At 74.6% G+C, this 25,643-nt stretch carries 17 protein-coding genes; 9 read left to right on the top strand and 8 right to left on the bottom strand.

Annotated features, from left to right (window positions below; genetic code table 11):
- Positions 1–94 precede the first annotated feature (94 nt).
- The 4 genes from GA0070560_RS26195 to GA0070560_RS26180 are packed head-to-tail and all read left to right on the top strand — an operon-like array spanning position 95 to position 7,177.
- The gene (locus tag GA0070560_RS26195; protein ID WP_091302548.1) at positions 95–2,659 is read left to right on the top strand and encodes a fibronectin type III domain-containing protein; all 2,565 of its coding nucleotides are present in this window, start codon (positions 95–97) and stop codon (positions 2,657–2,659) included.
- 32 nt (positions 2,660–2,691) lie between these two features.
- Positions 2,692–3,690: an AAA family ATPase gene (locus GA0070560_RS26190; protein ID WP_091302530.1), complete on the top strand. Its 999-nt coding sequence runs from the start codon at positions 2,692–2,694 to the stop codon at positions 3,688–3,690.
- A 14-nt stretch (positions 3,691–3,704) separates the two neighbouring features.
- A complete protein-coding gene (locus GA0070560_RS26185; protein WP_091302528.1) occupies positions 3,705–4,853 on the top strand; it encodes a DUF58 domain-containing protein in 1,149 nt (382 codons plus the stop codon).
- Positions 4,829–7,177, top strand: a complete 2,349-nt coding sequence (locus GA0070560_RS26180) for a transglutaminase domain-containing protein (RefSeq protein ID WP_091302526.1) — start codon at positions 4,829–4,831, stop codon at positions 7,175–7,177. Before GA0070560_RS26185 ends, GA0070560_RS26180 begins: the two co-directional genes overlap by 25 nt.
- A 69-nt stretch (positions 7,178–7,246) precedes the next feature.
- On the opposite strand, the gene GA0070560_RS26175 is transcribed toward GA0070560_RS26180, so the two are convergent.
- Both GA0070560_RS26175 and GA0070560_RS26170 read right to left on the bottom strand, forming a co-directional pair.
- A complete protein-coding gene (locus GA0070560_RS26175) occupies positions 7,247–8,038 on the bottom strand; it encodes an SDR family oxidoreductase (RefSeq protein ID WP_091302524.1) in 792 nt (263 codons plus the stop codon).
- A 1-nt stretch (position 8,039) separates the two neighbouring features.
- Positions 8,040–9,014, bottom strand: a complete 975-nt coding sequence (locus tag GA0070560_RS26170) for an LLM class F420-dependent oxidoreductase (RefSeq protein WP_091302522.1) — start codon at positions 9,012–9,014, stop codon at positions 8,040–8,042.
- A 171-nt stretch (positions 9,015–9,185) separates the two neighbouring features.
- Here GA0070560_RS26170 and GA0070560_RS26165 point away from each other — a divergent pair, with 171 nt between their 5' ends.
- Positions 9,186–10,400 carry a low temperature requirement protein A gene (locus GA0070560_RS26165; RefSeq protein ID WP_245675730.1) on the top strand — a complete coding sequence of 405 codons (1,215 nt, stop codon included), beginning with the start codon at positions 9,186–9,188 and terminating at the stop codon, positions 10,398–10,400.
- Between the two features lie 69 nt (positions 10,401–10,469).
- Here GA0070560_RS26165 and GA0070560_RS26160 read toward each other — a convergent pair whose 3' ends face one another.
- A complete protein-coding gene (locus GA0070560_RS26160; protein ID WP_091302518.1) occupies positions 10,470–11,141 on the bottom strand; it encodes a maleylpyruvate isomerase family mycothiol-dependent enzyme in 672 nt (223 codons plus the stop codon).
- A gap of 76 nt (positions 11,142–11,217) precedes the next feature.
- On the opposite strand from GA0070560_RS26160, the gene GA0070560_RS26155 reads away from it, so the two are divergent.
- Positions 11,218–11,670, top strand: a complete 453-nt coding sequence (locus tag GA0070560_RS26155; protein ID WP_091302516.1) for a YbhB/YbcL family Raf kinase inhibitor-like protein — start codon at positions 11,218–11,220, stop codon at positions 11,668–11,670.
- A 17-nt stretch (positions 11,671–11,687) separates the two neighbouring features.
- On the opposite strand, the gene GA0070560_RS26150 is transcribed toward GA0070560_RS26155, so the two are convergent.
- Positions 11,688–12,575: a phosphatase PAP2 family protein gene (locus GA0070560_RS26150; protein WP_091302514.1), complete on the bottom strand. Its 888-nt coding sequence runs from the start codon at positions 12,573–12,575 to the stop codon at positions 11,688–11,690.
- 83 nt (positions 12,576–12,658) lie between these two features.
- On the opposite strand from GA0070560_RS26150, the gene GA0070560_RS26145 reads away from it, so the two are divergent.
- Positions 12,659–13,330, top strand: coding sequence for a DUF3159 domain-containing protein (locus GA0070560_RS26145; RefSeq protein ID WP_091302546.1), 672 nt, complete (start codon positions 12,659–12,661; stop codon positions 13,328–13,330).
- A 308-nt stretch (positions 13,331–13,638) separates the two neighbouring features.
- Here GA0070560_RS26145 and GA0070560_RS26140 read toward each other — a convergent pair whose 3' ends face one another.
- A complete protein-coding gene (locus GA0070560_RS26140; protein WP_170839593.1) occupies positions 13,639–16,536 on the bottom strand; it encodes a glycoside hydrolase family 48 protein in 2,898 nt (965 codons plus the stop codon).
- 872 nt (positions 16,537–17,408) lie between these two features.
- On the opposite strand from GA0070560_RS26140, the gene GA0070560_RS26135 reads away from it, so the two are divergent.
- A complete protein-coding gene (locus GA0070560_RS26135; RefSeq protein WP_091302509.1) occupies positions 17,409–18,899 on the top strand; it encodes a GH1 family beta-glucosidase in 1,491 nt (496 codons plus the stop codon).
- 67 nt (positions 18,900–18,966) lie between these two features.
- Here the strand turns inward: GA0070560_RS26135 and GA0070560_RS26130 are convergent, their stop codons facing one another.
- From GA0070560_RS26130 to GA0070560_RS26120, 3 genes are all read right to left on the bottom strand, one after another.
- Positions 18,967–19,389, bottom strand: a complete 423-nt coding sequence (locus GA0070560_RS26130) for a roadblock/LC7 domain-containing protein (RefSeq protein WP_091302507.1) — start codon at positions 19,387–19,389, stop codon at positions 18,967–18,969.
- Entirely contained in the window at positions 19,386–21,935 is a 2,550-nt protein-coding gene (locus GA0070560_RS26125; RefSeq protein ID WP_091302505.1) for a sensor histidine kinase, read from the bottom strand. The genes GA0070560_RS26130 and GA0070560_RS26125 overlap by 4 nt, the downstream gene beginning before the upstream one ends.
- A 98-nt stretch (positions 21,936–22,033) precedes the next feature.
- Positions 22,034–23,434 carry an FGGY family carbohydrate kinase gene (locus GA0070560_RS26120; RefSeq protein ID WP_091302502.1) on the bottom strand — a complete coding sequence of 467 codons (1,401 nt, stop codon included), beginning with the start codon at positions 23,432–23,434 and terminating at the stop codon, positions 22,034–22,036.
- 271 nt (positions 23,435–23,705) lie between these two features.
- Here GA0070560_RS26120 and GA0070560_RS26115 point away from each other — a divergent pair, with 271 nt between their 5' ends.
- Positions 23,706–25,625 (top strand): anthranilate synthase family protein, encoded by a 1,920-nt coding sequence (locus tag GA0070560_RS26115; RefSeq protein WP_091302500.1) that lies wholly within the window; start codon positions 23,706–23,708, stop codon positions 25,623–25,625.
- Positions 25,626–25,643: the final 18 nt, after the last annotated feature.

Below are 25,643 nucleotides of genomic sequence, written 5' to 3'. Positions count from 1 at the left end.
CACCTGGGAGAGCCAGACGGGGAGGCAGCCGGCCGTGGCCACCATCGAGGACGCCGTGAGCACCGACACCGGGACCGCACCACGCCGCTCGCGGATGCGGGGCGGGCTGGTCACCATCGGCACGGTGGCCGCGTTGCTGGCCGCCATGGGGTTGACCGTGCTCGGGCTGGGCGCCGCCGACAACGCGGTGGCCAACTACGACGCCAGCAGCTGGTTGTGGAGCGCGGCGCGCAGCGAGATGGCCCGGGTCAACGGGGTCACCGCCCGGGTGGACACCCGGATGGAGGTCCCGGGCGCCCGCCGGCACCCGATGCAGGTCACCCAGACCGACCGGCTGCTGATCCTGCGCGACCTGAAGACCGGTCAGGTCAGTTCGTTGGACCTGGCCACCCTCCAGATCACCGCGACCACCCGCACCACGCCGGGCCTGGGCGTGAACGTCGTCCTGCACGAGGACGCCGCCTTCGTGGTCGACGCCGTGCAGGGCATCGTCCGGCAGCTCGACCCGCGCTCGTTGACCCCGGTCGGCGAGCCGGTGCGGTACCCGCCGGGCATCACCGGTGGCGCGTTCGACGGCGAGGGCAGGCTCTGGATCGCGATCCCGAGCGAGGGCACCGTCTCGGCGGTGACCGCGGCCGATCTGCCCGCCACACCCGAGGCGGAGGCGACCGGTGGGCTGAGCCCGAAGCAGGTCGAGACGTACACGGTCGCGGAGCCGAGCCACGAACTGGTGGTGTCCACCCTGGACGACGGGGTGGCGGTGCTGGACCGCACCTCCGCGTCGCTGGTCACGGTGCGCGCCGGCACCACCCGGCGGACCGCGTTGACCATGGCCGCCGCCGGCACGCTGCCGGCCCGTACCAGCGGCCCGGCCGTGCCGGTCACGGTCAGCGGCGACCGGCGGGTGCACGTGGTCGCCGACGGCGACGGCGAGGTGCGGCAGTTCACCGTGCCCGGGGCCGGCGACCGGCTCAGCCCTGCGGTGGCCTGGGCCGGCCGGTTCTACTGCGCCGACGAGGCGACCGGCACCGTCTACGCGTTCGACGGCGCCGGGCAGCTGGTCGACACCGTCGCCGGCAAGGCCACCGGCCCGTTGGAGCTGGAGGTGCGGGAGAACCACCTCTTCATCAACGCCCCGGACTCCTCCACCGCCCGGGTGGTGGACGACAGGCACCAGGTCCGTGAGGTCAACAAGTACGCCAATGACGTGCTCGGTGGTGACCCGCCGCCGGCGCCCCCGCCGCCGCCTCCGCCGAAGAAGCCCAAGGTGGGCAAGCCGGGCGCTCCGCGCAGCGTCACCGCCTCCGCCGGCGACGCGCGGGCGCGGATCAGCTGGCGGCCGGCCGCCGCGAACGGCGCCGAGATCACCAGGTACGTGGTGCAGGGCGCTGGGCAGAAGCACGAGGTCGGCGCCAACCAGCGGGCGATCGAGATCAAGGGCCTGACCAACGGCGAGACGTACACGTTCTCCGTGCACGCGGTGAACGCCAGGGGCGAGGGCCCGGCCCGCCGGAGCAACCCGGTCACCCCGACCGCGGCGGTGCCCGACCCGCCGGCCAGCGTCACCGCCGAGGCCCGGCCGGACGGCACGGTGCTGGTGCGGTGGCCGGCCGCGAACGGCCAGGGCAACACCATCGCGAAGTACGCGGTGACCGCCACCTCGGCCGGCACGAACGCCCCGGCCGGCGAGTCGACGAAGACCGAGCTGGTGATCCCGGCCGGCGAGCTGGAGTACGGCACCCAGTACGCCTTCACCGTGGTGGCCGTCAACGACGAGGGCGCCGGGTCGGCGGCCTCGCCGATGAGCAACACCGTGGTGCCGTTCGCCCCGCCGGGGCAGCCGGTCGGGCTGCGGGCGAGCACCGTCGCCAACCGGCCCGGCACCATCGCGGTGCAGTGGTCCCCGGCGGTCGACAACGGTCGCCCGGTGGCGAAGTACCTGGTCGACGTCGCCGGAAAGGTCAGCGAGGTGACCGACACCCGGGCCACGGTGGGCGGCCTGGGCGACGGGCAGAACGTCCTGGTGAAGGTCAAGGCGGTCAACGAGGCCGGCCCGGGTGCGGAGGCGAGCGCCACCGCGCGGACGGTGGCGGCGCCGAAGGTGACGGTGACCGGGTCGTCGGCCGACGCCACCTCGGTGACGGTGTCGTTCACCGTGGACGCCGGCGGCGGTCAGGCCACCTGCACCGCCGCCACGGGCGGGAAGACCGCCGGCGGCAGCTGCTCCAGCCTGCGGGTGACCGGCCTGACGCCGGGGACGGCGTACACGGTGACGGTGACGGCGACCAACGCGGCCGGCAAGGGCACCGCGACCCGGGCGCAGGCCACCGGCGCGCTGTACGGCATCGCCACCTGCCGCAACGGCTCGGAGGGTGAGCAGCGCACGTACTGCGACCGGGACGTCGACGGCCGCAACGGCAACGAGATCTTCTCGGTGCCCCGGCAGGACGACCCGAAGCAGGTCGGGTGGGCGAAGCCCGGCACCCGGCTCAAGGCGTACTGCAGGAAGCAGGGCGAAGAGGTCTACGCCTACGTCTACAACAACGACAAGCGCAGCACCTGGTGGGTGCGGGTCGAGTACTCCGGGAAGAACTACATCCCGTGGGCCTGGCTCAACCTGGAGGGCGGCGACAACATCAACGTCCTGCCCACCTGCTGAGCCGTACCACCCAGCCGAGGAGCAGCACCACCGTGAACAGCACCCAGGAACCGCTCACCCAGCCGGAGGTGCAGGGCTTCGCCGCCCTGGCCGCCCGGCTGGCGGAGAACGTCAACGCGGTCGTGCTGGGCAAGCCGCAGGTGGTCCGGCTGGCGTTGACCGCGCTCTTCGCCCAGGGGCACGTCCTGCTGGAGGACGTGCCCGGCGTCGGCAAGACCACCCTGGCCCGGGCGATCGCGGCGACGGTGAAGGGCCAGTGGCGGCGCATCCAGTTCACCCCGGACCTGCTCCCGTCCGACGTCTCCGGGGTGACGATCTTCAACCAGGCGACCCGGGGCTTCGAGTTCCACCCGGGCCCGGTCTTCGCCAACATCGTCATCGCCGACGAGATCAACCGAGCCTCGCCGAAGACCCAGTCGGCGCTGCTGGAGGTGATGGAGGAGCGGACGGTCACCGTGGACGGGGTGCGGCACCCGGTGCCGCAGCCGTTCCTGGTGGTGGCGACGCAGAACCCGGTGGAGATGGACGGCACGTACCGGCTGCCGGAGGCGCAACTGGACCGGTTCCTGGTGAAACTGTCCGTCGGCTACCCGGACGAGGCGGTCGAGGTGGAGGTGCTGCGCGGCGCGACGGTCCGCTCCCCCGACTCGCTCAGCGCGGTCACCGACACGGCCACCGTCGGGGAGATGGTCAGGATGGCCCGTCGGGTGCACATCGCCGAGCCGCTCTACGCGTACGCGGTCCGGCTGGCTGCCGCGACGCGCACCCATCCGCAGGTACGAGTCGGGGTCAGCCCCCGGGGCGTGATCGCGCTGACCCGCGCGGCGTGCGCGTACGCGCTGATCGACGGCCGGGGCTGGATCATGCCGGAGGACCTGAAGACCCTGGCCGAGCCGGTCTTCGCGCACCGGCTGCTGCTCACCCCGGACGCGCAGGTGCGCGGGGTGACCGCCGCCGAGGTGCTGCGCCAGGCGGTGGCGTCGGTGCCGGTGCCGCTGCCGTCGGGTCAGCCGGCCCCGGCGCACGGCTGACCGGCCGGGTCGGTATGGGGATCACCGCCCGGGGCGTCGGGCTGCTCGTCGCCGCCGTGGTGCTGCTCGGCGTCGGTTTCCGGTACGCGTACCCGGAGTTGGCGCTGCTCGGCACGGCGGCCGTCGTGGCGGTCGGCTACGCCGTGGTGTCCGCCGCCTGGCGGCCCCGGCTGGAGGTCACCCGTAGCGCGGACCCGGACCGGGTGGCGCGCGGCGAGGCGGCCCGGATGACGGTGACGGTACGCAACGCCGGCCGGCTACGGGCGGCGAACCTGCTCGCCGAGGACCGCTGTGGCGCCACCGCCGTGCCGGTGCCGGTGCTGCGGCTGCGCCCCGGCCGGGACACCACGGTGGACTACGAGGTGCCGACGCGCCGCCGGGGGGTGGTGCCGGTGGGTCCGCTGCGGGTGATCCGGCGGGATCCGCTGGGCCTGGTGGCGCTCTCCCGCCCGTACGGCGGCATGGTGCCGGTCTGGGTGCATCCGCGCGTGCATCCGCTGCGCGCGGTGCCGACCGGCGCGGGCCGCAGCCTGGAGGGGCGTTCGGACAGCGTGCCGCACGGGTCGATCACTTTCGACTCGCTGCGCGAGTACGTGGTCGGTGACGAGCTGCGCCGGGTGCACTGGCGCACCAGCGCCCGGGTGGGCGAGCTGATGGTCCGGGAGAACGTGGACACCAGCCTGCCCCGGCTCGTGGTGCTGCTGGACAACCGGGCCGTCGCCCATCCGCGGCGGGTCGACGGGGTCGCCGAGTCGTTCGAGGCGGCCTGCGAGGCGGCCGCCTCGGTGGTCACGGCGGCGTTCCGGGAGGACCTGCCGGTGGTGCTGCTGCTGGTGGCGCCGGGCGGGGACCGGGCCGACGTGCCACCGCTGGACCGGCTGGCCGCGGTGGAGCTGGCCGACGGGGGCGCCGAGACGCTGCGCGCCTCGGTGGGGCGGCTGCGTCAGGACCGGGGCGGCGACACCCTGGTCTTCCTCACCGGTCCGGGTGGCCGGGACGATCTCGGGCAGGTGGGCGCGCTGCGCGGGGCGTACCCGTCGGTGCTGGTGGCGGTCCTCGGCGCGGAGGACCCGACCCCGTCCGGGACGGCGGGGCTGGTGGTGGTGGACGCCGCCGACGGCGCCGAGTTCGCCGCCGAGTGGGACGGGGTGCGCCGGTGGTGACCGTGACCGCCGTGCGTCCGTCCGCCCCGGTCACGCCGCCGCAGGACGACGCCGGCGGGCTCGCGCTGCGGGTACTGCGCGCGACGCCCGTGCCGCTCGCGCTGGTCGTGCTGGTCGCACTGGCCGGTGTGGTGCTCGGCCGGGTGTACGCGGGCGACCTGCTGACCCGGCTGATGCTCGGCGCGGCCGTCGGCTCGGTGCTGGTCAGCGTGGCCGCCCGGCGGCTGCCCTCGTGGCTGGTGGCGCCGGTGTCGGTGGCCGCGATGACCGGCTGGACGGTGTTCGCGCTGCACCTGGCGGCCCGGCGCGCGGCGCTGCCGGGCGGCTTCGCCGAGGTGGCCGCCGACGCCGCCCGCAACGGCATCCCCCGACTGCTGACCGCGATGATCCCCGTCGAACCGACCCCGGACACGGTGCTGGTGCCGCTGGTGGCGGCCTGGCTGACCGGGCTGACCGGTGCCGAGGTGGCACTGCGCGCCGGCCGGACGCTGCTCGGTTTCCTGCCTGCGGCGCTGCTCTACGCCGGCGCGCTCTACGTCGTCGGCCCGAACGCGGACCCGGCGGTCTGGCCGTCGTTGGCCTTCGCCGCCGCGGTGGCGCTGGGCCTGGTGGCACCCGGCGGGCGGGGCACGACGGGCCCGGATCCGACGGCCGCGCTGCCCCCGGAGGTCCGGACGGCGGTGCGGGCCCGGCTGGTGGCGGGTACGGCGGCCGGGGCGGCGGTGGTGGTCGGGCTGGCCGCGCTGCTCGGCCCGGCGCTGGCCGCGCAGGTCGACGAGCGGCCGGTGGATCCGCGCCGGTACGTCGAGCCGCCCCGGGTGGAGTCGCTGGACGAGAATCCGCTGATCCGGATCTCCGGGTGGGCGCTGAACCCGGACCAGAAGCTGCTGGACGTCAGCACGCAGGCGCCGGCCGGCCCGCAGACCCGGATCCGGTTGGCGGTGCTCAGCGACTACGACGGGGTGACCTGGCGGGTCGGGGCGACGTACCGCAACGCGGGGCGGATCCTGCCGGCCGCCGAGCCGGGCCCGGGGGCGGTGGACACCGTCCGGCAGGAGATCATCGTGGCGGACCTGACCGGCCGGCTGCTGCCGGCGGTGCCGACCCCGCGTGAGGTCACCGGCGCGCGGGTGGCGTACGACCCGACGACGGGGACGCTGATCCGCCCCGAGGGGCTGAGCCCGGGGCTGCGGTACACGGTCACCTCGCTGCGGGAGCGGCCGGACGTGGACCTGCTCGCCACCGCCGACGTGCCGGCCGGTGACGAGGTGGCCCGGGTGCTGCGGGTGGCCGACGGGACGCCGGAGCCGATGCGCCGGCTCGCCGCTCAGCTCGCCGAGGACAACGGCGCCCCGTACGCGCGGGCGACCGCGATCGAGCGGTTCCTCGCCGAGCACTACCGGGTGGTGGCGGACGCGCCGAGCGGACACGCGTACCCGAATTTGCACTTCTTCCTCTTCGGGCCGCGCAACGGCGGCGGGCAGCGCGGCACGTCGGAGCAGTTCGCGGCGTCGTTCGCGGTGCTGGGGCGGTTGACGGGATTGCCCACCCGGGTGGTGGTGGGTTTCTCCGCGCGCGGTGACGGGCCGGTCCGGGCCGCGGATGCGCTCGCCTGGCCGGAGGTGTTCTTCTCCGGGGTGGGCTGGGTGCCGTTCGATCCGCTGCCCCGCCCCGACACCGAGCCCCGCCCGGTGGAGGAGGACTTCCGGCCACCGAAGGAGGAGCCGCCGCCGTCGGAGGCCCCGGAGCCCACTGTGGAACCGACGGCGACCCCGCCGGCGGTGGCGGCGCCGGGGTCGGGCGACGCCGACCGGGGCGTGTCGAGGTCGGCGCTGGTCGCCGTCGCGGTGCTGGTGCTGTCCCTGCTGGTCGGGGCGGCGCTGGCGACGCTGGTCGGGATGCGCCGCGCGCAGGCCCGGGCCCGGCTCGGGCGGGGTGACCCCGGTGACCGGGTGGCCGGCGCCTGGCGGCAGGTCACCGACGCGCTGCGGCTGGCGGGGCGGCCGGTCGGCGACGACCTGGCCGCCACCGAGGTCGCGTCCCGCGCCCGGCAGGCGCTGGCCGAGGCCCGCGCCGCCCTGGCCGGTGGCAGCGCCGACACCCCTGCCGGGGCAGTGCTCGTGGGAGCGCCGGCACCGGGGGTGGACGAGGTGGCCCGCCTCCTCAACCAGGTCGCCTTCGCCCCCGGCACGCTGACCGGGGCGGAGGCCGACCGGGCGGCGGCGCAGGCGGCGACGTACGTGGCCGCGCTGCGCGCCGCCCGTCCCTGGTGGCGACGCCTGCTCTGGTCGGTCCACCCCGGCCCGCTGCGCTGGCACCGCTGACCCCACCCGGTCCCGCGGTGACGCCAAGCCTTTCGATCACCGGGGCCGGGGCCGAGGGGGCGGGTGGGTTCAGGCGCGGAGGCGACGGACGAGTTTGCGCAGGCCGGCCTGCCAGCCGTCCGGGTCCTGGGCGCGGCGCAGGGCGTACCCGGCGACCTCGGGATGCGGCAGGATCAGGAAGCGCTCCTCGGCCAGCCCGGCAATCGTCGCGTCGGCGACCTGGTCGGGGGTGAGCACCGCGCCGGAGGCGGCGATGACCTGCGCGCCCAGGTGACCGGAGGCGAGCCCGTCGGCGAGCATCGGCGTGTCCACCCCCTGCGGGCAGAGCGCGCTGACCCGTACGCCCCGGTCCCGGTAGGTGATCGCCAGCCACTCGGCGAAGCCGACCGCCGCGTGCTTGGTGGCGGTGTACGGGGCGTCGCCGACAGCGGTCAGCACCCCGGCCGCCGAGCAGGTGTGGAGCAGGTAGCCCCCACCTCGCTCCAGCATCCCGGGCAACGCCGCGCGGGCCGCGTACACGTGGTGCAGCACGTTGACCCGCCAGGCCCGGTCCCAGTCGGCGTCGTCGGCCTCGACGCCTGCGCCGGTGGAGACGCCCGCGTTGGCGCAGAACAGGTCGATCCGGCCGTACCGTCGCTCGGTGTCGGCCACCAGCTCGCGGACCTGGTCCTCGACGGTGACGTCGACGGCGACGGCGTGGGCGACCGGGCCGACGTCCTCGGCCACCGCGGCGGCCGCCACGGCGTCCAGGTCGGCGACGACGACGGCGGCGGCGCCCTCGGCGGCGAAGCGGCGGGCCAGCGCCGCGCCGATGCCGCCCGCTCCCCCGGTGATCACCGCCACCCGGTCGGTCAGGTTCATCTCAGTGTCCTTCCGCGGGGCCGAGCCGGGGGATCAGTCCGGCCAGCGCCGCGGCCCCGCCGGAGGTCAGTTCAGGGGTGGGCAGGAGGGCGAGCACCGGCACGTCCACCCCGGCGTCGGCGTAGCGGCGCACCTCGGACCGGCAGTGCTCGGGTGAACCGTGCAGCACCAGTTCGTCGACCACCTCGTCCGGCACGACCGCCCCGGCGCCCCGCCGGTCACCGGCCGCCCAGGCGGCCCACATCGGCCCGAGGGCCGACTCCCGACCGAGCCAGCGGTGGAACTCGGCGTACGCGGGGACGGTGAGGTAGCTGGTGATCAGCCGGCGGCCGAGGGCCCGGGCGTAGCCGGCATCCTCGGTGGGGCAGACGAAGATCCGGGCGACGACCTCGAAGCCCGGCGCCCGGCCGCCCAGCCCGGCGAGGGCCTTCGGCACGTCGTCGGCGGCGAGCCAGTTGAGGATCACCCCGTCGGCCTCGGCGGCGGCCAGGCGCAGCATGCCGGGACGCAGCGCGGCCAGCAGCACCGACGGCGGCACGGCGGGCGGGCGTTCCAGGGTGAACCGGCGGACGGCGAAGGTGTCGAACGCGCCGTCGACGGTCTCCCCGCGCAGCGCCGTCTTCACGAACCGCAGCACGTCCCGGGTACGCCGGAAGGGCTCGGTGAACTCGACGGCGTTCCAGTCGCCCACCACGACCGGCGAGGACGCGCCGATGCCGAGGGCGAAGCGGCCCGGCGCGGCGTCGGCGAGGGCGGCGGCGCTCATCGCGAGCAGCCCGGGCCCCCGGGTGAAGACCGGCGTGATCGCGGTGCCCAGGCGCAGCGTCGGTTGCCAGGCGGCGGCCAGGGCGAGCGGGGTGAACGCGTCGGCGCCGTTGACCTCCGACGACCAGACGTCGGTGAAACCGGCCCGGTCCAGGGCCGCGTAGACCGCGGCGTGGTCGGCGAGTGGGATGCCGCCCAGCGGCACCGTCATGCCCCATCGGTTCGTCATCCGGTCGATCGTGCCCGTTCCTCCGCGGCGGGACAAGGGCCGGATCCGGCCGTCGCCCGTCGTCCCGTGCCGCCGGGATGCCACGAACGCCGGGCGGACCGTGCCGCCGGGATGTTACGAACGCCAGGTGGACCGGGCCGAACGGCGACGATCGTGAAGAGCGGGACGGGGGCCGGGCCTCTCCCGCTGGCCGGGCCGTCCCAGCGGGCGACCTTCCTGGAGCTCTTCTTCGACCTGGTCTACGTCTTCGCGCTGACCCGGATCTCGTACCGGGCCTTCGAGGATCTCGCCCTGGAACCCGGCGGCGCCCAGGGCTGGGCACCGATCACCGGGGGCGGCAAGACCCTGCTGCTGCTCCTGGCGCTGTGGGCGATCTGGCAGGGCACCTCCTGGACCACCAGCCGGTACGACCCGCGCCACATCTGGTTGCAGGCGCTGGTGGTGACCGCCCTGATGTGCAGCATGGTGATGGGGGTGGCGATCCCCCGCGCCTTCACCGAGACCGCACCGGCGTTCGCGGCGGCGTACGTGGTGGCACAGGTGTCCCGCCCGGCCATCCTGCTGCTGGCGTTGGGGCAGCACCATTACCGGCGGCTCAAGTGGCGGATGCTGATCACCTTCGGCGCGACCAGCGTGCTGTGGGTGACCGGCGCGCTGCTGCCCACCAACCCGCAGGTGGTGCTCTGGGCGTCGGCGCTGGGCCTGGAGTACCTCGCGGCCCGGTTCGGCTGGCCGGTCCCGGGGCTGGGCCGCTCCACGATCAGCCGCTGGGACATCGCCGGGGAGCACCTCGCCGAGCGGTACCAGCAGTTCTTCCTCGTCGCCCTCGGTGAGACGGTCCTGGTCAGCGGGCTGGCGTACAGCAGAGCTCCGCTCGAGACCGCGCAGAGCGCCGCGTTCGCGGTGGCGATGGTGACCTCGGTGCTGTTCTGGCGGATCTACGTGCAGCGGGCCGGGCTGATCCTGGCCGAGGCGGTGACGAGGTCCCGGCACCCGGCGGCCACCGGCCGCTCGGCGGCCGACACCCACCTGGTGATGGTCATCGGACTGGTGGCGACCGCGATCGGCTACGAGCTGACCATCGAGCATCCGCTGAGCGATCCGGAGGCGGCGTGGGTGGCGATGATCGTGGGCGGCCCGTTGCTGTTCCTGGCCGCCCGGGCCCGCTTCGAGTACGAGGTGTTCGGCCGGGTGTCGCCGTCGCGCTGGATCGCCGGCGGCGTCCTGGTGGCGATGGTGCCGCTGCTGCTGCACGCCGCCCCGCTGCTCTCAGCGGCGCTGGTCGCGGTGGTGCTGCTCGCGGTCGCGCTGGCCGACGCCCGCCGAGCCTGGGGCCGGCCGCCGGAACAGGCGAGGCCACCGATGTGACGCTCCCCGAGCGGCGGCCACCCGTGCGAGAGGGCGGCGGGGGCGGGAGCGCGCGCGGCGGGCCGACGGTCAGCCGCCGAAGGAGAGCCAGCGGAAGCCGGCCACCTCGACCACGGTCCGCTCCCGGGCGGTGAGCGGCGTACGGCCGGTGGCCTTGCGGATCAGGGTGAGCGGGTCCCAGCCGAGCAGGGCCGGCACCGGCCGGCCGGCGGCCAGCAGGTCGGCGACCACCCGGGCGGCGGCCGGGGTGAGCCAGGGTTCCCGGTGCAGTGCCTCGGCCAGGTCGAGACCGTGCACCCCCACCTCCACGACCCGGGTGACCAGGAAGTCGGTCAGCGTCATCGGGTCGCCGTGCCGGGTGCGGACCAGCCGGCCGGCCGGGGCCCCCGCGAGCGCCGCGTCGGTGCGGCGCCAGGCGGTGGCGAAGGCCACCGCGACGGCCGCCACGTCGGGCCGCCCACCCGCCACCCGGCGGGCGTTGTCGACGCGCGCGGAGTCGACCTCCGGGACGAACTTGGCGGCGCCGAAGTAGCCGGCCGCGTCCACCTCGGCCCGGTTCGGGGCCGGCGCGGCGAGCATGTCCGTCAGGCGTCCGGCGCCGGTGCTCACGTGCGCGACGAGGTCGCGCACCGTCCAGGGCGGGCAGGGGGTGGGGCGGTCCAGGTCCGCCTCGTCGAGGGTGCGCAGGATGTCGTCCAGCCGGGCGCACTCGTCGCGGAAGGCACCGTGCACGTTCTCCACGGTCGTACCCTCTCACGCGGTTTCGTCGGCCGGGCGACGGGTACGCGCCGGGCCGACGAGAGGGGGCGGGCGAGAGATGGCCGGGATCATGCTGCGCAGCACCGCGTTCACCGACCACGACCAGCTGCCGGGGCGCTTCGGCAGGGAGGACGGGAACGTCTCACCGCCGCTGGAGTGGTCCGACGTGCCGGGGTCGGCGACCGAACTGCTCCTGTTGGTGGAGGACCCGGACGCGGGGCGCAGTCCGTTCCTGCACTGGCTGGTCACCGGCATCTCCCCCACCTCGGGCGGGGTCGCCGAGGGCGGAGTGCCCGAGGGCGGCCGGGAGTGGCCCAACGGCTTCGGCACCACCGGCTGGGCTGGTCCGCACCCGCCGCAGGGCGAGGAGGCGCACCGGTACTTCTTCCGGCTGTACGCGCTGGAACGCCCGCTGGACCTCGCCGACGCGCCGCAGGCCGCCGACGTGCACGCCGCCCTCGCCGGCCGTGAGCTGGCCAGCGGGACCCTGGTCGGGACGTACCGGCGTTAGGGCGTGTGTCGAGGGCGTCAGCCCTTGTGGCGGGGCACCAGGCGGTGCACGGAGAGCAGCACCAGCGCCGCCACCACGCCCATCGTCCCGGCGATGCCGGCGGCGCTGCCCGCGTACCCGATGAACAGGGTCCGCCGGCTCAGCTCGTGGACGGCGATCTGCTGCTGGTCGAGCAGCGAGGTCACCGCCAGCCCGGAGGCGACGACGGCGGCCAGACCGCCCACGCCGAGCACGGCGGCGGCGACCCGGTGGGCGTCCTCGCCGGCGACCTTGGCCTGCTCCCGCTGGAAGATCAGCAGCAGCAGCCCGGCCAACGCCGCCCAGACCCCGACCACCAGGAACGCGGCCACGGCGTCGCTGGGCCGGTGCCAGCCGGCGGAGAGGGTGGCCACCCCGGCGACGGCGGCGTACGCGACGCCGAGGAACGCCCCGAGCGCGCGCACCTTCGGCGGCAGCACCAGGATCAGCGCCAGCGCCACCGACGCGGCGATGGTGGTGTGCCCGCTGGGCAGGCTGTTGCCGACGGCGTCGCGCTCCGGGTCGATGCCGAGGGCGGGCCGGTCGATCACGTACTTGAGCACCTGGGTGGTGACGTTGGCGCCGGCGATCAGCAGGGTGGCCGCGAGGGCGAGCGTCTTGCGTCCCCGGATCAGCGCGATGAAGCCGATCACCGCCGTGGTGGCGAGCAGGGAGACCACGGACATGGCGTTGAGGATCCGGTTGACCAGCCCGTCGATGTGGTCCTGGCCGATCCGGTTGCCGGTCAACGCGACCGTGTCGAGCCACTGGCCCGTCCCGGTGTGCACGGCGAGCCGCCACACCACGGCCAACGCGGCCGCCTGGGCCAGAGCCAGTACGACCAACCAGACCGCCGTCCAACCCCTCGCCGTCGCGCGCACCCGCACACCGTAGCGGTACCCCCGGCAGGTCGCTCGTGGGACCACCGGTGCGTCCCGGCTACGTTGGGGCCGGACCACGGGAGGTGACGGTGGACGGCACATCGGAGCGGGAGCGGACGACCGCGGGTCGGCCGGAGTCGCTGGCGGACCTGCTCGGCGGACGCAGCGGCGCGGTGGACGCCACCTGGCCGCCGGTGGCGTTCACCGTGGGCTGGCTGCTGACCGGCCGGTCAGTCGTCGGCGGGGTGGCGGTGGCCGTGCTGGCCGGCTCGGCGGTGGCGCTGTGGCGGTGGCGCCGTGGTGACCGGCCGCGGTCGGTGCTGATCGGGCTGCTCGCGGTCTGCGTCGCCGCGCTGGTCGCCCTCCACACCGGACGGGCGGTCGACTTCTTCCTGGTGCAGCTCTTCTCCAACGCGGCGAGCGCCCTGGTCTGGGTGGTCAGCATCGTGGTGCGGTGGCCTCTGCTCGGGGTGCTGGTCGGGGTGGCGTTGCGGCAGCGGGGCCGCTGGCGTCGGGACCGGGCGTTGCTGCGGGCGTACGGCCGGGGCAGCTGGGTGTGGGCGGCGACGTACGCGCTGCGGGTGGCGGTGTTCCTGCCGCTGTACCTCGGCGGTCAGGTGGTCGCGCTGACGGTGGCCCGGGCGGCGCTGACCTGGCCGCTGGTGGCCACGGCGCTGACGGTGAGCTGGCTGGTGATCCGGCGGTCGCTGCCGGCCGGTCATCCGGGGCTGCGGCACCCGGTGACGCCCTCGGGCGGGTGACGGCCGGACCGTAGCGGGGCGGGTCGGAACGTAAAGGGAGAGGCCGCCACGGGGGGAGCGGCCTCTCCGAGGAACACGGTACTCCGTCGCGGGGCGTCGTGTGATCCCACGGCGCCCTCTTTTTTCCACGACGGCTGGAACGGCGGACGGTGGGGTGGGCCTCCCGATCCGCTGCGTCGACCGGACGGTCGACCCACCCCCGGCCTGACCGTGGGAATCAGGCCGCCCGCCGACCGGGCGGTCCGCTCCCCCGGGCCCGGTCGGCCTCCGGGTGGGTGGCGCCGCGCCACCCACCCGGAGGGGTCACCTCACCCGTTCGGGAACAGGTGGCCGTAGTCGGCGTACGCCATGGCGACGTCGGCCTGCGCCCAGAACCGGTGGTAGTTGAAGACCGGCTCCGGCCCACCGTCGAGGTACGCCTGGACCTTCGGCCAGGCGGGGTCGTTCTTGTAGAACGACCGGATGTCGGTGAAGCTCTTGCCGGCGGCGATGGTGTCGCCGTTGGGCATCGTGCCGGTCCAGCCCGGCGGGATGTAGAGGCCCTGGCCGGTGGCGGCGTCGTAGACGTCGTCGAAGCGCTTGTAGTCGCCGCGCTTCTCCGGCATCGAGACGCCCTGGGCGTCGCTGGCCGCGTGCAGCGCGTCCAGCAGGCCCTTGGCGGTGTTCTTCGCCGACACGTCGCCGGACTTGGCCGCGTACGCGATCAGCGTCCGGGCGTAGGCCGCGGCCACGCCGACGTCCTGGCCCTTGACCGTCACCTCGACGTGCAGGTTGGTGTTCGGCTGCGGGTCGGTCGGGTTCCAGTTGTTGGGCTGGCCGGTCCACTTCATGTCCGACGGGATGGACCAGTTGGCGCCCAGCGTGGTGTTGGCGATGGCCCACGGCACCCACTTGTCGAGCAGCGCCTTGGCCTTGGCGTTGCCGGTCTCCAGGTAGAGCTCGGCGATCCGCTGCATCGACCAGGCCTGCATGCCGAACCACTGGTTGGACGGCGGGTCGTTGTAGACGGGGTCGACGTCGTAGAACATGCCGTAGAAGGTGGCGGTGCCGGCCGGCGGCTGGGCGTAGCTGCCGTCCCAGCTGTTGGTGGCGCCACCGGCGATGCCGCCCTCGGCGGACTGCAGCCAGGTGTAGAACTCCAGCTGCCGGTCGAGGCTCTTCTGCCAGTCGCTGACCGCGGTCGGCGACTTCGGCTTGAGCTCGGCGACGTTGGTCAGCGCCCAGGCCGCGAACGGGTTCTGGTAGCCGAAGTGGTTGTGGCTGGAGCCGATGCGCCACGACCAGTTCTGGTTGGTCTCGTACGCGCCGCCCCAGGCGTAGTACCAGGACATCAGGTAGTGCGCCGAGTCCTTGCCGGTGCCGGCCGGGCAGGTGGACGCGCCGACGCAGTTGCCGATCTTCTTGAAGTACTTGTCGAACATCGCGTAGCGCAGGTAGTCACCCATCTTGGCGGCCTTGGCGACGGTCGCCGCCACGTCGGCCTCCTTGCCCTGGGCCTTGGCCCAGGTCATCGCCCAGTACGCGGCCTGCACGGCGCGGGCGTCGGCGTCGGGGGCGTTGGTGTACTTCCACTGCTTGGCCGGGGTGCCCGACTCCTTGATGAACAGGTCGAGGTAGCCGTTGGGGCCGCCGTGCGCGAAGGTGTCGCAGGACGGCTGCGGCACGGTCTCCCAGACCGACTCCTGGGTGCCCCGCTGGAAGGTGTTGATGTACGCCGGCCGGGTGGTGCCGTCGCCGCAACGGCCGTAGCCGTAGACGTTGTCGACGTCCAGCAGCCAGTGCATGCCGTAGATGTCACCGGTGCCGTAGGTGGACTGCAGCTCCGAGCGGAGCGGGTCCTGGCCGACCGACACGTTGGGCTCCAGCTGCGACGGGTACCCGCTGGGCAGCGGGTGCTCCGCGGCGTACTGCGGGGTGCCGGCGGCGCCGGCGGTGGGCTGGTCGTCGTGCGACGGGATGATGTACTTCTCCATCACCGTCCAGGCGTTGTTGAACGGGGCCCAGTTCTGGGTGACCCGGCCGTAGTTGGCCTCCAGCCAGAGCCAGAAGCTGAACGCCTCCGAGGTGGTCTCGTGCCCGTGGTCGGGCGCCTCGACGATCAGCGTCTCGATCGAGTGGTACGGCACGCCCTCCGGGCTGAAGTACCCGGAGTTCTTGATCTTGCCGTACTGATCGAGGAAGCGCGCGATGTAGGTGTTGTCGCCGCCGGGGGTGTCGTTGTCGATCTCGGTGGCGGTGATGGCCAGCGGGGCGAACCCGGTGGCCGAGGCCGTGATGGTGGCGGTGCCGCCGACGGTGTCGGAGTCCTCCGCCGCCGCGACCGTGACGTTGACGCCGGTGTTCCAGTTGCTCGGGGTCAGCGTGACGGAGGCCGGCGAGACGGTCACGTCGGTGTCGCCGGTGCGGGTCAGGGCCGCCGTCACGTTGGCGCTCGGCGCGGCGCTCAGCTTGAGGTTGACCGTGGAGCTGCCGCCCTCGGTGACACTGACCGCCGACGGGGTGGCCACGAGCACCGGGCCGGAGGCCGGGCTGACCGTGAAGGCCTTCTCGGCGACCGCGCTGGCGTTAGCGTTGTCGTACGCCTTGGCCTGGACGGTGTAGCTGCCGGCCGGCAGGTCCTCCAGGGTGTAGCCGTACGGCGCGGTGGTGTCGGTGTTGACCAGCAGACCGTTGCGGTAGAACTCGACCTTGCTGATCGTGCCGTCCGGATCGCTGGCGGTGGCGGTCAGCGGCACGTCCGCCGGCGCCTCGAACGGGCCGGCGGGCACCCCGAGGGAGACCGTGGGCGGCTGGTTGGTCGGGGCGCCGTTGCAGGCGACACCGTTGAGGGTGAAGTCGGTGGGTTTCGGGTTGCTGCCGGAGTAGGCGCCGTTGAACCCGATGCTGGTCGAGGCGCCGGTGCCGAGGCTGCCGTTCCACGACTCGTTGGTCGCGGTCACCTCGCTTCCGGTCTGGCTCCACCTGGCCGACCAGCCCTGGGTGACGCGCTGGCTGGTGTTGGGGAAGGTCCACTTGAGCGTCCAGCCGTTGACGGCGTCGCCCAGGTTCTTGATGGTGACGTTGCCGGTGAAGCCACTGCCCCAGTCGTTGGTCGCGTAGACCACGTCGCAGGCGGGGGCGGCCTGCGCGGCGCCGGCCGGCAGGGTGACCCCGCCGACGGCGAGGGCGGTGGCGGCGAGCATCGCCAACCGGCGACGTCTTGCCATGAGTCTCATGTGCGCGGTGTCTCCTCGGACCGGGCCGGGGCCGTACGGGCCGCCGGCGAGGCGCCTCCACGCGCAGCAGGGTTCGCGGGGGGACGGAGGCGCCGGGAAGGTGGTCGGTGCGGATCGGCCGTGCGCTGCCCAGCGGCAGCGTGCCGTCTCCTCGGGTGCCGTCCGGAGAACCGGATGCCCTCGGCGACCCGCGCTCGCGCGAGCTGGCTCCGCGTCGCGATTGCGACAGTCTGCCATGGAAGCGCTCCCACAACAACACCGCAGGTCAAACGCAGATCCATGTTTCGATCTCGTTTTGGGGCTTTCACAAAGCGGTGACGGGCGTTACAGTCGCAGCATCGCCGATGGGAGCGCTTCCATCGACGGAGATGCAATTATTTGGATCGACCGTGGTCATCGGCCACGGGCACAGCCCGAGGGGCTGACGACGGGCCAGCCCGGACACCGTCGTCAGCCGACACCCACCAGCAGGAGGGAGGTGGAACCAGAGCCACTCGCGTGGCCCGGCTCCCGCGCGACACGCACGGCCGGACAGCCAATTCCACACGTGCGTGTGTGCACCGAAGGTGGGGACGGGGGTTGCCCTCCCCCGTCCCCACACTAAACCCCCGTACTCGACGGGAAAAGAGGCCGACGGGACAGGCGTGCGCGCCACCCGGCCGGCCTCGCTCGCTATCTGCGCACCGTCGGGGTCCCGGCCGAGCGGCCAGGCCCCACCCCCTCCACACACCCCCATCCCGGCCACCCGCACGGGTCCGGCCCCTCTAGGCTGGCAGTCCGCCCGACGAGACGGCCGGGTCGCCACGCGCCCGATTTGGGAGCGCTCCCGGCCGTCGGGTGGCCCGCACCCGAGGAGAATGCCCATGTCGATGCTCACCCGACGGCGACTGCTCCGCCGCGCCGCGCTCTCCGCCACCGCCACGGCCGGTGACGGGCCCTCCCCCGCCGTCACCACCGCCGTGGCCGCGGCCCCGGCCACGAGCTGCGACACCACCACCGGGCCGGACGTCGACCCGCAGGACGCCACCGCCGCGCCCGGCCTGCGCTTTCCCCGCGACTTCGGTTGGGGCGCGGCCACGTCCGCGTACCAGATCGAGGGCGCCGCGAAGGAGGACGGCCGGGGCGAGTCGGTCTGGGACACCTTCAGCCGTACGCCGGGCCGGACCCGCAACGGCGACACCGGCGACGTGGCCGCCGACCACTACCACCGCTGGGCCGAGGACCTCGACCTGATGCGCGACCTCGGCCTGCGCAGCTACCGGTTCTCCATCTCCTGGCCCCGGATCCAGGCCGACGGCACCGGGCAACCCAACCAGCGGGGCCTCGACTTCTACCGGCGGCTCGTCGACGGCCTGCACGAACGCGGCATCGCCCCGATGGTCACCCTCTTCCACTGGGACCTGCCCCAGTCGTTGGAGGACGCCGGAGGCTGGGAGAACCGGGACACCGCGTACCGCTTCGCCGACTACGCCGACGCCGTCTTCCAAGGGCTGGGTGACCAGGTGCCGGTCTGGCTCACCGTCAACGAGCCGAAGACCGTGGTGCAGAACGGCTACCTCTGGGGCCACCACGCCCCCGGCCGGCAGGACCCGGAGGCGGCGTACCTCGTCGCCCACCACCTCCAGCTCGCCCACGGCCTGGCGGTCCGCGCGCTGCGCGCCGGCGACTCGGACGCCCGCATCGGCCCGGCGCTGAACCTGCACCCCTGCTACCCCGCCGACGACACCCCCGGCGCCGCCGCAGCCACCCGGCTCTACGACGGGTACGAGAACCGCCTCTACCTGGACCCGATCCTCACCGGCGCCTACCCGGCGGACGTGCTGGCCGACCTCGGCGAGGGCAGCCGGTTGGCGCGCGGCATCGCCGACGGCGACCTGGAAATCATCTCCAGCCCGGTGGACCTGCTCGCCGTGCAGTACTACACCCCGATCTACGTGACCGCCGACGGCACCACCACCCGGCGCTGGTCGACCTCCGAGGCCGACTGGCAGCAGATCTACCCGGACGGGATGTACGACGTCCTGACCCGGGTCACCCGCGACTACGGACCCGTCCCGATCACCGTCACCGAGAACGGCCTGCCCTGCCCGGACGTGCTCGGCCCCGACGGCACGGTCGACGACGCCGGCCGGGTCGCGTTCCTGCGCGACCACTTCGCCGCCGCGCACCGGGCCATCGCCGAGGGCGTACCGCTGGAGAGCTACCACGTCTGGTCCCTGCTCGACAACTTCGAGTGGGACCAGGGGTACGACCAGCGCTGGGGGCTGGTCTACGTGGACTACGCCACCCAGCGCCGGGTCCTCAAGCGCAGCGCGCACTGGTACCGGGGCGTGATCCGCGACAACGGGCTCTGAACGGCCGACGGACCACCCGGGTCGGCCGGACCGCGTGGGGGCGGTCCGGCGGGCCGGACGGCGTCGATCAGCGGGGCAGCGCCTGCTGCAACTCGGCCCGCAGCGCCGGGGTGAGCATCTCACCGGCCTGCTTGGCCAGCCGGGCCATCTCGTAGCCCACCACGCCGATGTCGGCCTCGGCCCCGGCCAGGGTGGCCAGGATCGAGCCGTCCCGGATCTGCATGACCAGGAAGTAGCCGCGGCCCATCTCGACGACCGTCTGCTTCACGATGTCGCCGTCGAACATCTGCGCGGCCCCGGCGGTGATGCTCATCAGCCCGGAGGTCACCGCGGCGAGCTTGTCGGCGTGGTCGCGCGGCAGGTGCGCCGAGATGGCGACCAGCAGCCCGTCGGACGAGACCACCACCGCGTGGGCGACTCCCGGCACCCGCTCGGCGAACGCGGTGACCAGCCAGCTCAGGTCGCGCGCCTCCTGGCTCAACGTCGTCACTGTCGTCCCCTTTCACTGCCCACGCCGTCCGGCGGCAAGAATATCTCTCTGGTCTCCTCGGCCTCCGCCTGGCGGACGCCGCTGTACAGCCGCGACAGCATTCCGCCGACCGCCTCCGGATCCGGATCCTCACGGGCAGCGGGGACCGCCGCCCGGGCGGGTTCGGTGACGGCGGAGAGCTGCGCCATCGGCACCCGCACCGGGAGCCCCTGTCTGTTGGTTCCTCCGGTCACCGGCGTCGCGGGGGGCTCGGGCGCCACCTGCCCGGTCGAGGCGGGCGAGGACGGGGCCGGCCCCTGCCGGGACCACCAGCCGCCGCCGGCCGGCGCGGGCGGGGCCGGCGCGGACGGTGCGGGCGCCGGGTTCAGCACGTCCTCGGCACGCAGCGGCACCGGACGGCCCGCGAAGGGCGTCGGGTCGGGGCGGCGACCGGCCACCGGCAGCTCGGCGGCGCTGTTCGCACGGCCCGCCCGGGGCAGGGTGCGCCGCCGGGTCGTGCCACTGCCGGCCGCAGCGAGCATCCGCTGCGACGCCGGCGGGTCCAGCTCCGGCGCGGCGGCCGGGGCCAGCAGCACCGGCGGGAGCAGGACCCGGGCCACCAGTCCCCCCGCCCCGCCGGAGAGGTGCACCCGCACCCCGTGCCGGGCGGCCAGGTGGCTGACCACGAAGAGACCCATCCGCTCGGAGGCTGCCACGTCCGCGGCCGGCGGCGTGGCCAGCACCTCGTTGGCGGCCTTCAGGGCGGCCGGGCTCATCCCGAGCCCCTGGTCGACGATCTCCACCAGGGCGCCGGGGCCCTCCCGGCGGGCGGTGACCTGGACCACGGTGTCCGGGCGGGAGAAGGACGTGGCGTTCTCCAGCAGCTCGGCGAACAGGTGCACCAACTCGCCGACCGCGTGGCCGACGACGTGCAGGTCGGCCACCACGTCGTGGCGGACCCGCTGGTACTGCTCGATCTCCGCGCTGGCCGCGAGGAACACCGCGCCGAGCCCGATCGGGCGGTTCCACCGCCGGGTGGACTCGGTGCCGGCCAGCACCAGCAGGCTCTCGTCGTTACGGCGCATCCGGGCGGCCAGGTGGTCGAGCTTGAACAGGTTCTCCAACTGGTCCGGGTCGGCCTCCTCCCGCTCCAGGTCGTCCAGCAGCTCCAGCTGCCGTTCCACCAGCACCTGGCTACGCCGGGCCAGGTTGACGAACATCGCGTTGACGTTGCGCCGGGTCTCCGCCTGCTCGACGGCGACGCTGACCGCGCTACGGTGCACCGCGACGAACGCCTCGGCCAGCTCGCCGATCTCGTCGAGCGAGGAGACCACCGGGGGCGCCACGTCGATCGTGGGCACGCCGCCCTGGATCAGGCGCAGCCGCTCCAGGGCGTGCGGGAGCTCGAGATGGGCGATCCGCAGCGCCTGCCCGCGCAGCAACTGCATGGAGTTCGCGATGGAACGGCCGATCAGCAGGGCGAGCAGCACGGCCAGCCCCAGCACGACCAGGATGCCGCCCACCACGAGCAGGGTGGTCCGCAGCTGCTCCCCGCTGACGTCGTCGGCCCGGGCCACCGCGTCGTCGAGCACCCTGGCCTCGATCCCGCGCAGCAGCTCCTGTCGCGCCGCGCTGGCGTCCCACCACTGCTGCGCGGGCAGCACCGCCGGTCGGGCGCCACCCCCGGCGAGACTCCGCTCCTCCAGCTTCGTCGCGGCGACGAACGCCGGGTCGACCGAGGTCCGGTCGTACAGCTGGATCTGCCCGGTGGTCGCGGCGACCCGGAACGCGCCCAGCGCGGAGAGCTGCTGGGCCCGCAGGTCGGTGAGGGTGACCTGGTCGTCCAGGTCGTACCGGCCGGCCCGGGCGGCGGCATAGAGCTCGGCACGCACCCGGGACGACAGCTCCTTGACCCGGGCCAGCTGCACGTAGCGCAGCACGGCGTCGGTCAGCTCCGGCTGGCCCTCGCCCGGCGACGGCTCGGCCAGCAGGTTGAGCAGCGCCTCGGCGGCCCGGTGGTAGTTGCTCAGGATCGTGTCGTTGTTGAGCACCGCCGGCAGGATCGCCGCCCGGATGTAGCGGACCTGGTCGTACGCCTCCAGCACCTCGCCGTAGCCGATCCGCCACGAGGCGTCGGCGTCGGCCAGCGGCTCGGCGGCCCGGCGCAGCTCGGTGACCGCCGCGTCGGTGGCATCCTGGAACGGCCGCAACGCCAGCGCCGACGCCGCCCGGTCCGAGGCGAGCCCGTCCCGGCGCAGCTCGGCCAGCTCACCCGCCGTCCGGTCGCGTTCCTGCTGGATCCGGTCCACCAGGACGGTGATCTGCCGCCCGATGCCGACCTGCTGGGCGAAGTCGCTCAGCGCGGTCGTCCGCCCCACCAGCGTCGTGGTCTGCACCCCGGCCAGCACCAGGAAGGCCACGGACGGGATCACCAGCACGGTGGCCAGCTTCGTGCGCATCCGCCAGTCCCGCAGCCGGAACGGCGACCGCTGCCGGTGGGGGGCGACCCCTACCTCGGCCCGCACACCGGGCTGCTCGCCGCCGGTCGCGTCGGGACCTGCGCCCACGCCTGCCTCCTCGGTCCCGCCCGACTTCCCCTCGCCGGGGAGCGGGGTCCATCCAACCAGGCCCGCGAGCTGTGTCAACGGCCCGCGGGGGCAACCCCTCAGGACGGGGTGCCGGCAGGGGGCGGCAGAGCTGGGGAGACGACCTCCGCCGTCCGGCCGGCGCCGGCGAGCCGCTCCGCCTCGGCCACGCGACCGAGCGCCACCAGCGCCGCTCCGGTCGCCCCGATCTCCGACTCCGAACGGTGCCGCACGGGCCGCGGCGCGAGCGCCGCCGCGAACGCGGAGCGCCACCACCCGGACGCCGTCACCGCACCACCGCCCAGCACCACCTCGACCGGGGCGTCCACGACGGACTCCAACACGGTCAGGTCGTCGGCGACCATCCGGCACAGCCCGCTCATCAGGCCGGCCAGGATCTCCACCGCGGAGGTGGAGAAACCGAGCCCGTGCAGCTCGCCCGCGCCCGCCGGGGCGAGACCCGGTGGGCGGTCGCCGCCCAGGCGCGGGTTCGCGACCACCGGGCCGTCCGGCGGTACGCGGGCCAGCGCGGCCTGCAGCCGCGCCCCCTGCGGCAGCCGCAGTTCCCGGTTGGCCCAGGCGAACAGGTTGCCGCCGCTGGAGTAGGCCGCCCCGGTCACCACGTGCTCGTGGTCCACCCGGTACCGCCAGAGCCGATCCGGCAACGGCGGTGGCTCGGCCCCGGCCGGGACACGCTGCACCAGCCGTACCGCGGCGGAGGTGCCCACGGTGACCGCGACGCGACGCGGATCGACGCAGCCGGAGCCCACGTTGGAGGCGGCGCCGTCGCCCACCGGGGCGGCCCAGCGGGCGCGCGCCAGCTGGGGCCAGCGGCGGGCGTGCTCCGGGCGCAGCCGGCCGCGCCAGTCCATCGGCGCCAGCTCGGGCAACTCCCCCCGGCGGACGCCGGCCAGCTCGCAGGCCTCGGCGTCCCAGTCCATCGTGCGCAGATCGAGCAGCCCGGTGCCGGAGGCCATCGACACCGACATCGGCGCGGAGTCGAGCAGCTCGCCCAACGCGTACTCCACCAGGCCGACGAAGCGGGCGGCCGGGACGCGCTCGCGCAGCCAGGGCAGCCGCACCGACCAGTAGCAGCGGTGCCACCAGGTGCCGGTACGCCGGTGGAAGGCCGCCGGATCGGCCGGGCCGGCGGCCCCGGCGGGCGGCCCGGGCCGGGTGTCCAGCCAGGTGAGCACCGGCCCGAGCGGGGCGCCCGCGGCGTCGAGCGGCACCACCGAGTGCCACTGGGCGGAGACGGTGACCAGCTCCACGTCCCGCAGGTGCCCGCCCTCGGCCAGTTCGTCCAGGCACCCGGCCAGGCAGGCCAGGTAGCCCGCGCTGTCGAGGGTCCCCGCGCCGTCGTCGGTCACGTGGACGCGCACCTTACGGCGGGCCAGGGCGCCCGGCAGCGGGTCCGCGTCGGCGTCGAGCACCAGCCCGCGCACCGAGGAGGTGCCGAGGTCGAGAGCGAGAATGTTCATCGCGGGTCACGGTACCCAAAGGCGGGAGTGGCGACGCCATGATCGGCCGTCGGCGTACCCCCCGCCACGGAGTGGGAACGGCTACCCGCACCCGCGCGGTCCCCGTATGGTGGCGGCATGCCCGCGCATCTGTCCTGCTGGTGGCCCGCCGACCCGGCGGCCACCTTCCGCGCGTAGCTTCCACGCGGCCGCCCGACGAGGCGGCCGCCGGTCTCTCCCCGGCTCCCGGGCCGCCCCCGCCGGGCGGCGTACAGCCCCGGAGGAGACCCTGATGATCCGCCCGCACGACCTGCTCGCCGTCCTCGCCCAGGGTGCCGACCCCGGCCCGTTCGCGCTCGTCCGCCGTGAGGGCGCCGACCACGTCGACCTCTTCACCGGCACGGTACGCGTCGCCGACCGGCTCGCCGACCTGCCGCTGCCGGACGGCCCGGCCGGCGCGCGGACGCTGGCCCTGGTGCCGTACCGGCAGATCACCGAACGTGGCTTCGACTGCGTCGACGACGGCACGCCACTGGAGTACCTGGAGATAGCGGGGCACGCCCGGATCGCCCTCGCCGACGCGCTCGCCGCGCTGCCCGACGCCCCGGTGGTCACCATCGGCGCCGCCTTCGACGTCGCCGACGACGAGTACGCCCGTACCGTCGAGCGGGTCCTCGCCGAGGAGATCGGCCGCGGCGAGGGGGCGAACTTCGTCATCCACCGCACCCTGCGCGCCACGGTGCAGGGCGCGCCGCTGGGGGCGGGGCTGGCGGCGTTGCGTCGGCTGCTGCTCGCCGAGCGGGGCGCGTACTGGACGTTCCTGGTGCACACCGGCACCCGGATCCTGGTCGGCGCGAGCCCGGAACGACACGTCAGCGTCGACGACGGCCTGGTCATGATGAACCCGATCAGCGGAACGTTCCGGCACACCGGCGCGGCCGCCGACCGGGACGCGCTGCTGCGCTTCCTGCGGGATCCCAAGGAGGTCGAGGAGCTGTACATGGTCCTCGACGAGGAGCTGAAGATGATGGCCACCGTCGCCGAGCACGGCGGCCAGGTGGTGGGGCCGTACCTGAAGGAGATGGCGCACCTCGCACACACCGAGTACCTGCTCGCCGGGCGGGGCACCCGGGACGTCCGGGAGGTGCTGCGGGAGACGATGTTCGCCCCGACCGTCACCGGCAGCCCGATGCAGAACGCCTGCCGGGTGATCGCCCGGCACGAACGCACCGGCCGTCGCTACTACTCGGGGGTGCTGGCCCTGCTGGGCCGTGACGCCGAGGGCAGGCAGACGCTGGACGCGCCGATCCTCATCCGGACGGCGGAGATCTCCCCCGCCGGCGAGCTGCGGGTGCCGGTGGGCGCGACCCTGGTGCGGCACTCCACGACGGCCGGCGAGGTGGCCGAGACGCACGCGAAGGCCGCCGGAGTGCTGGCCGCGCTGGGGTTGGGCCCGCAGGCGCCCGCGTCGGGCCCCGACCCGGCGGTACGCCTCGCCGACGACCCCGAGGTACGCGCGGTCCTCGCCGAGCGGAACACGCCGCTGGCCCGGTTCTGGCTCGACCAGCGGGCGCCCGGGGCCACCGTCCTGCCGGGGCTGGCCGGCCGACGGGCGTTGATCGTCGACGGTGAGGACACCTTCACCGGGATGCTGGCCCACCAGCTCGGCGCGCTCGGGCTCGCCGTCGAGGTCCGCCCGTGGCGGAAGCCCGGCCCGCTGGACCGGTACGACCTGGTCGTGGTCGGCCCCGGGCCGGGCGATCCGCGGGCGGTGACCGGGCCGAAGATGGCGGCGCTGCGCGAGCTGGTGACCGACCGGCTGACCGCCGGCCTGCCGACGCTGGCGGTCTGCCTCGGGCACCAGATCCTCGCCGGCCTGCTGGGCCTGCCGTTGCACCGCCGCGAGGCGCCGTACCAGGGGTTGCAGCGGGACGTGCGGGTCTTCGGCACGCCCCGGCGGGTGGGCTTCTACTCCACCTTCACCGCGCTGGCCGACGCCGACCGGGTCGGCACCCCGTACGGGCCGGTGGAGCTGTCCCGCGACCCGGCGGACGGGGCGGTGCACGCGCTGCGCGGCGCGGGCTTCGCCGGGGTGCAGTTCCACCCGGAGTCGGTGCTGAGCCGTGACGGGTTGGCCGTGCTGGCGGACCTGCTCGGGCATCTGCTGGCGCATCCGGCGCTGACCGCGCACGGTTCGCCGGATCGCGGGTAGGGGTGGCGGCGACCGGTG

This window comes from Micromonospora halophytica, from assembly GCF_900090245.1.
In the GTDB taxonomy this organism is placed as follows: domain Bacteria; phylum Actinomycetota; class Actinomycetes; order Mycobacteriales; family Micromonosporaceae; genus Micromonospora; species Micromonospora halophytica.
Note: the sequence above shows the minus strand (reverse complement) of the source record. Positions and strands in the feature narration are given on the sequence as shown.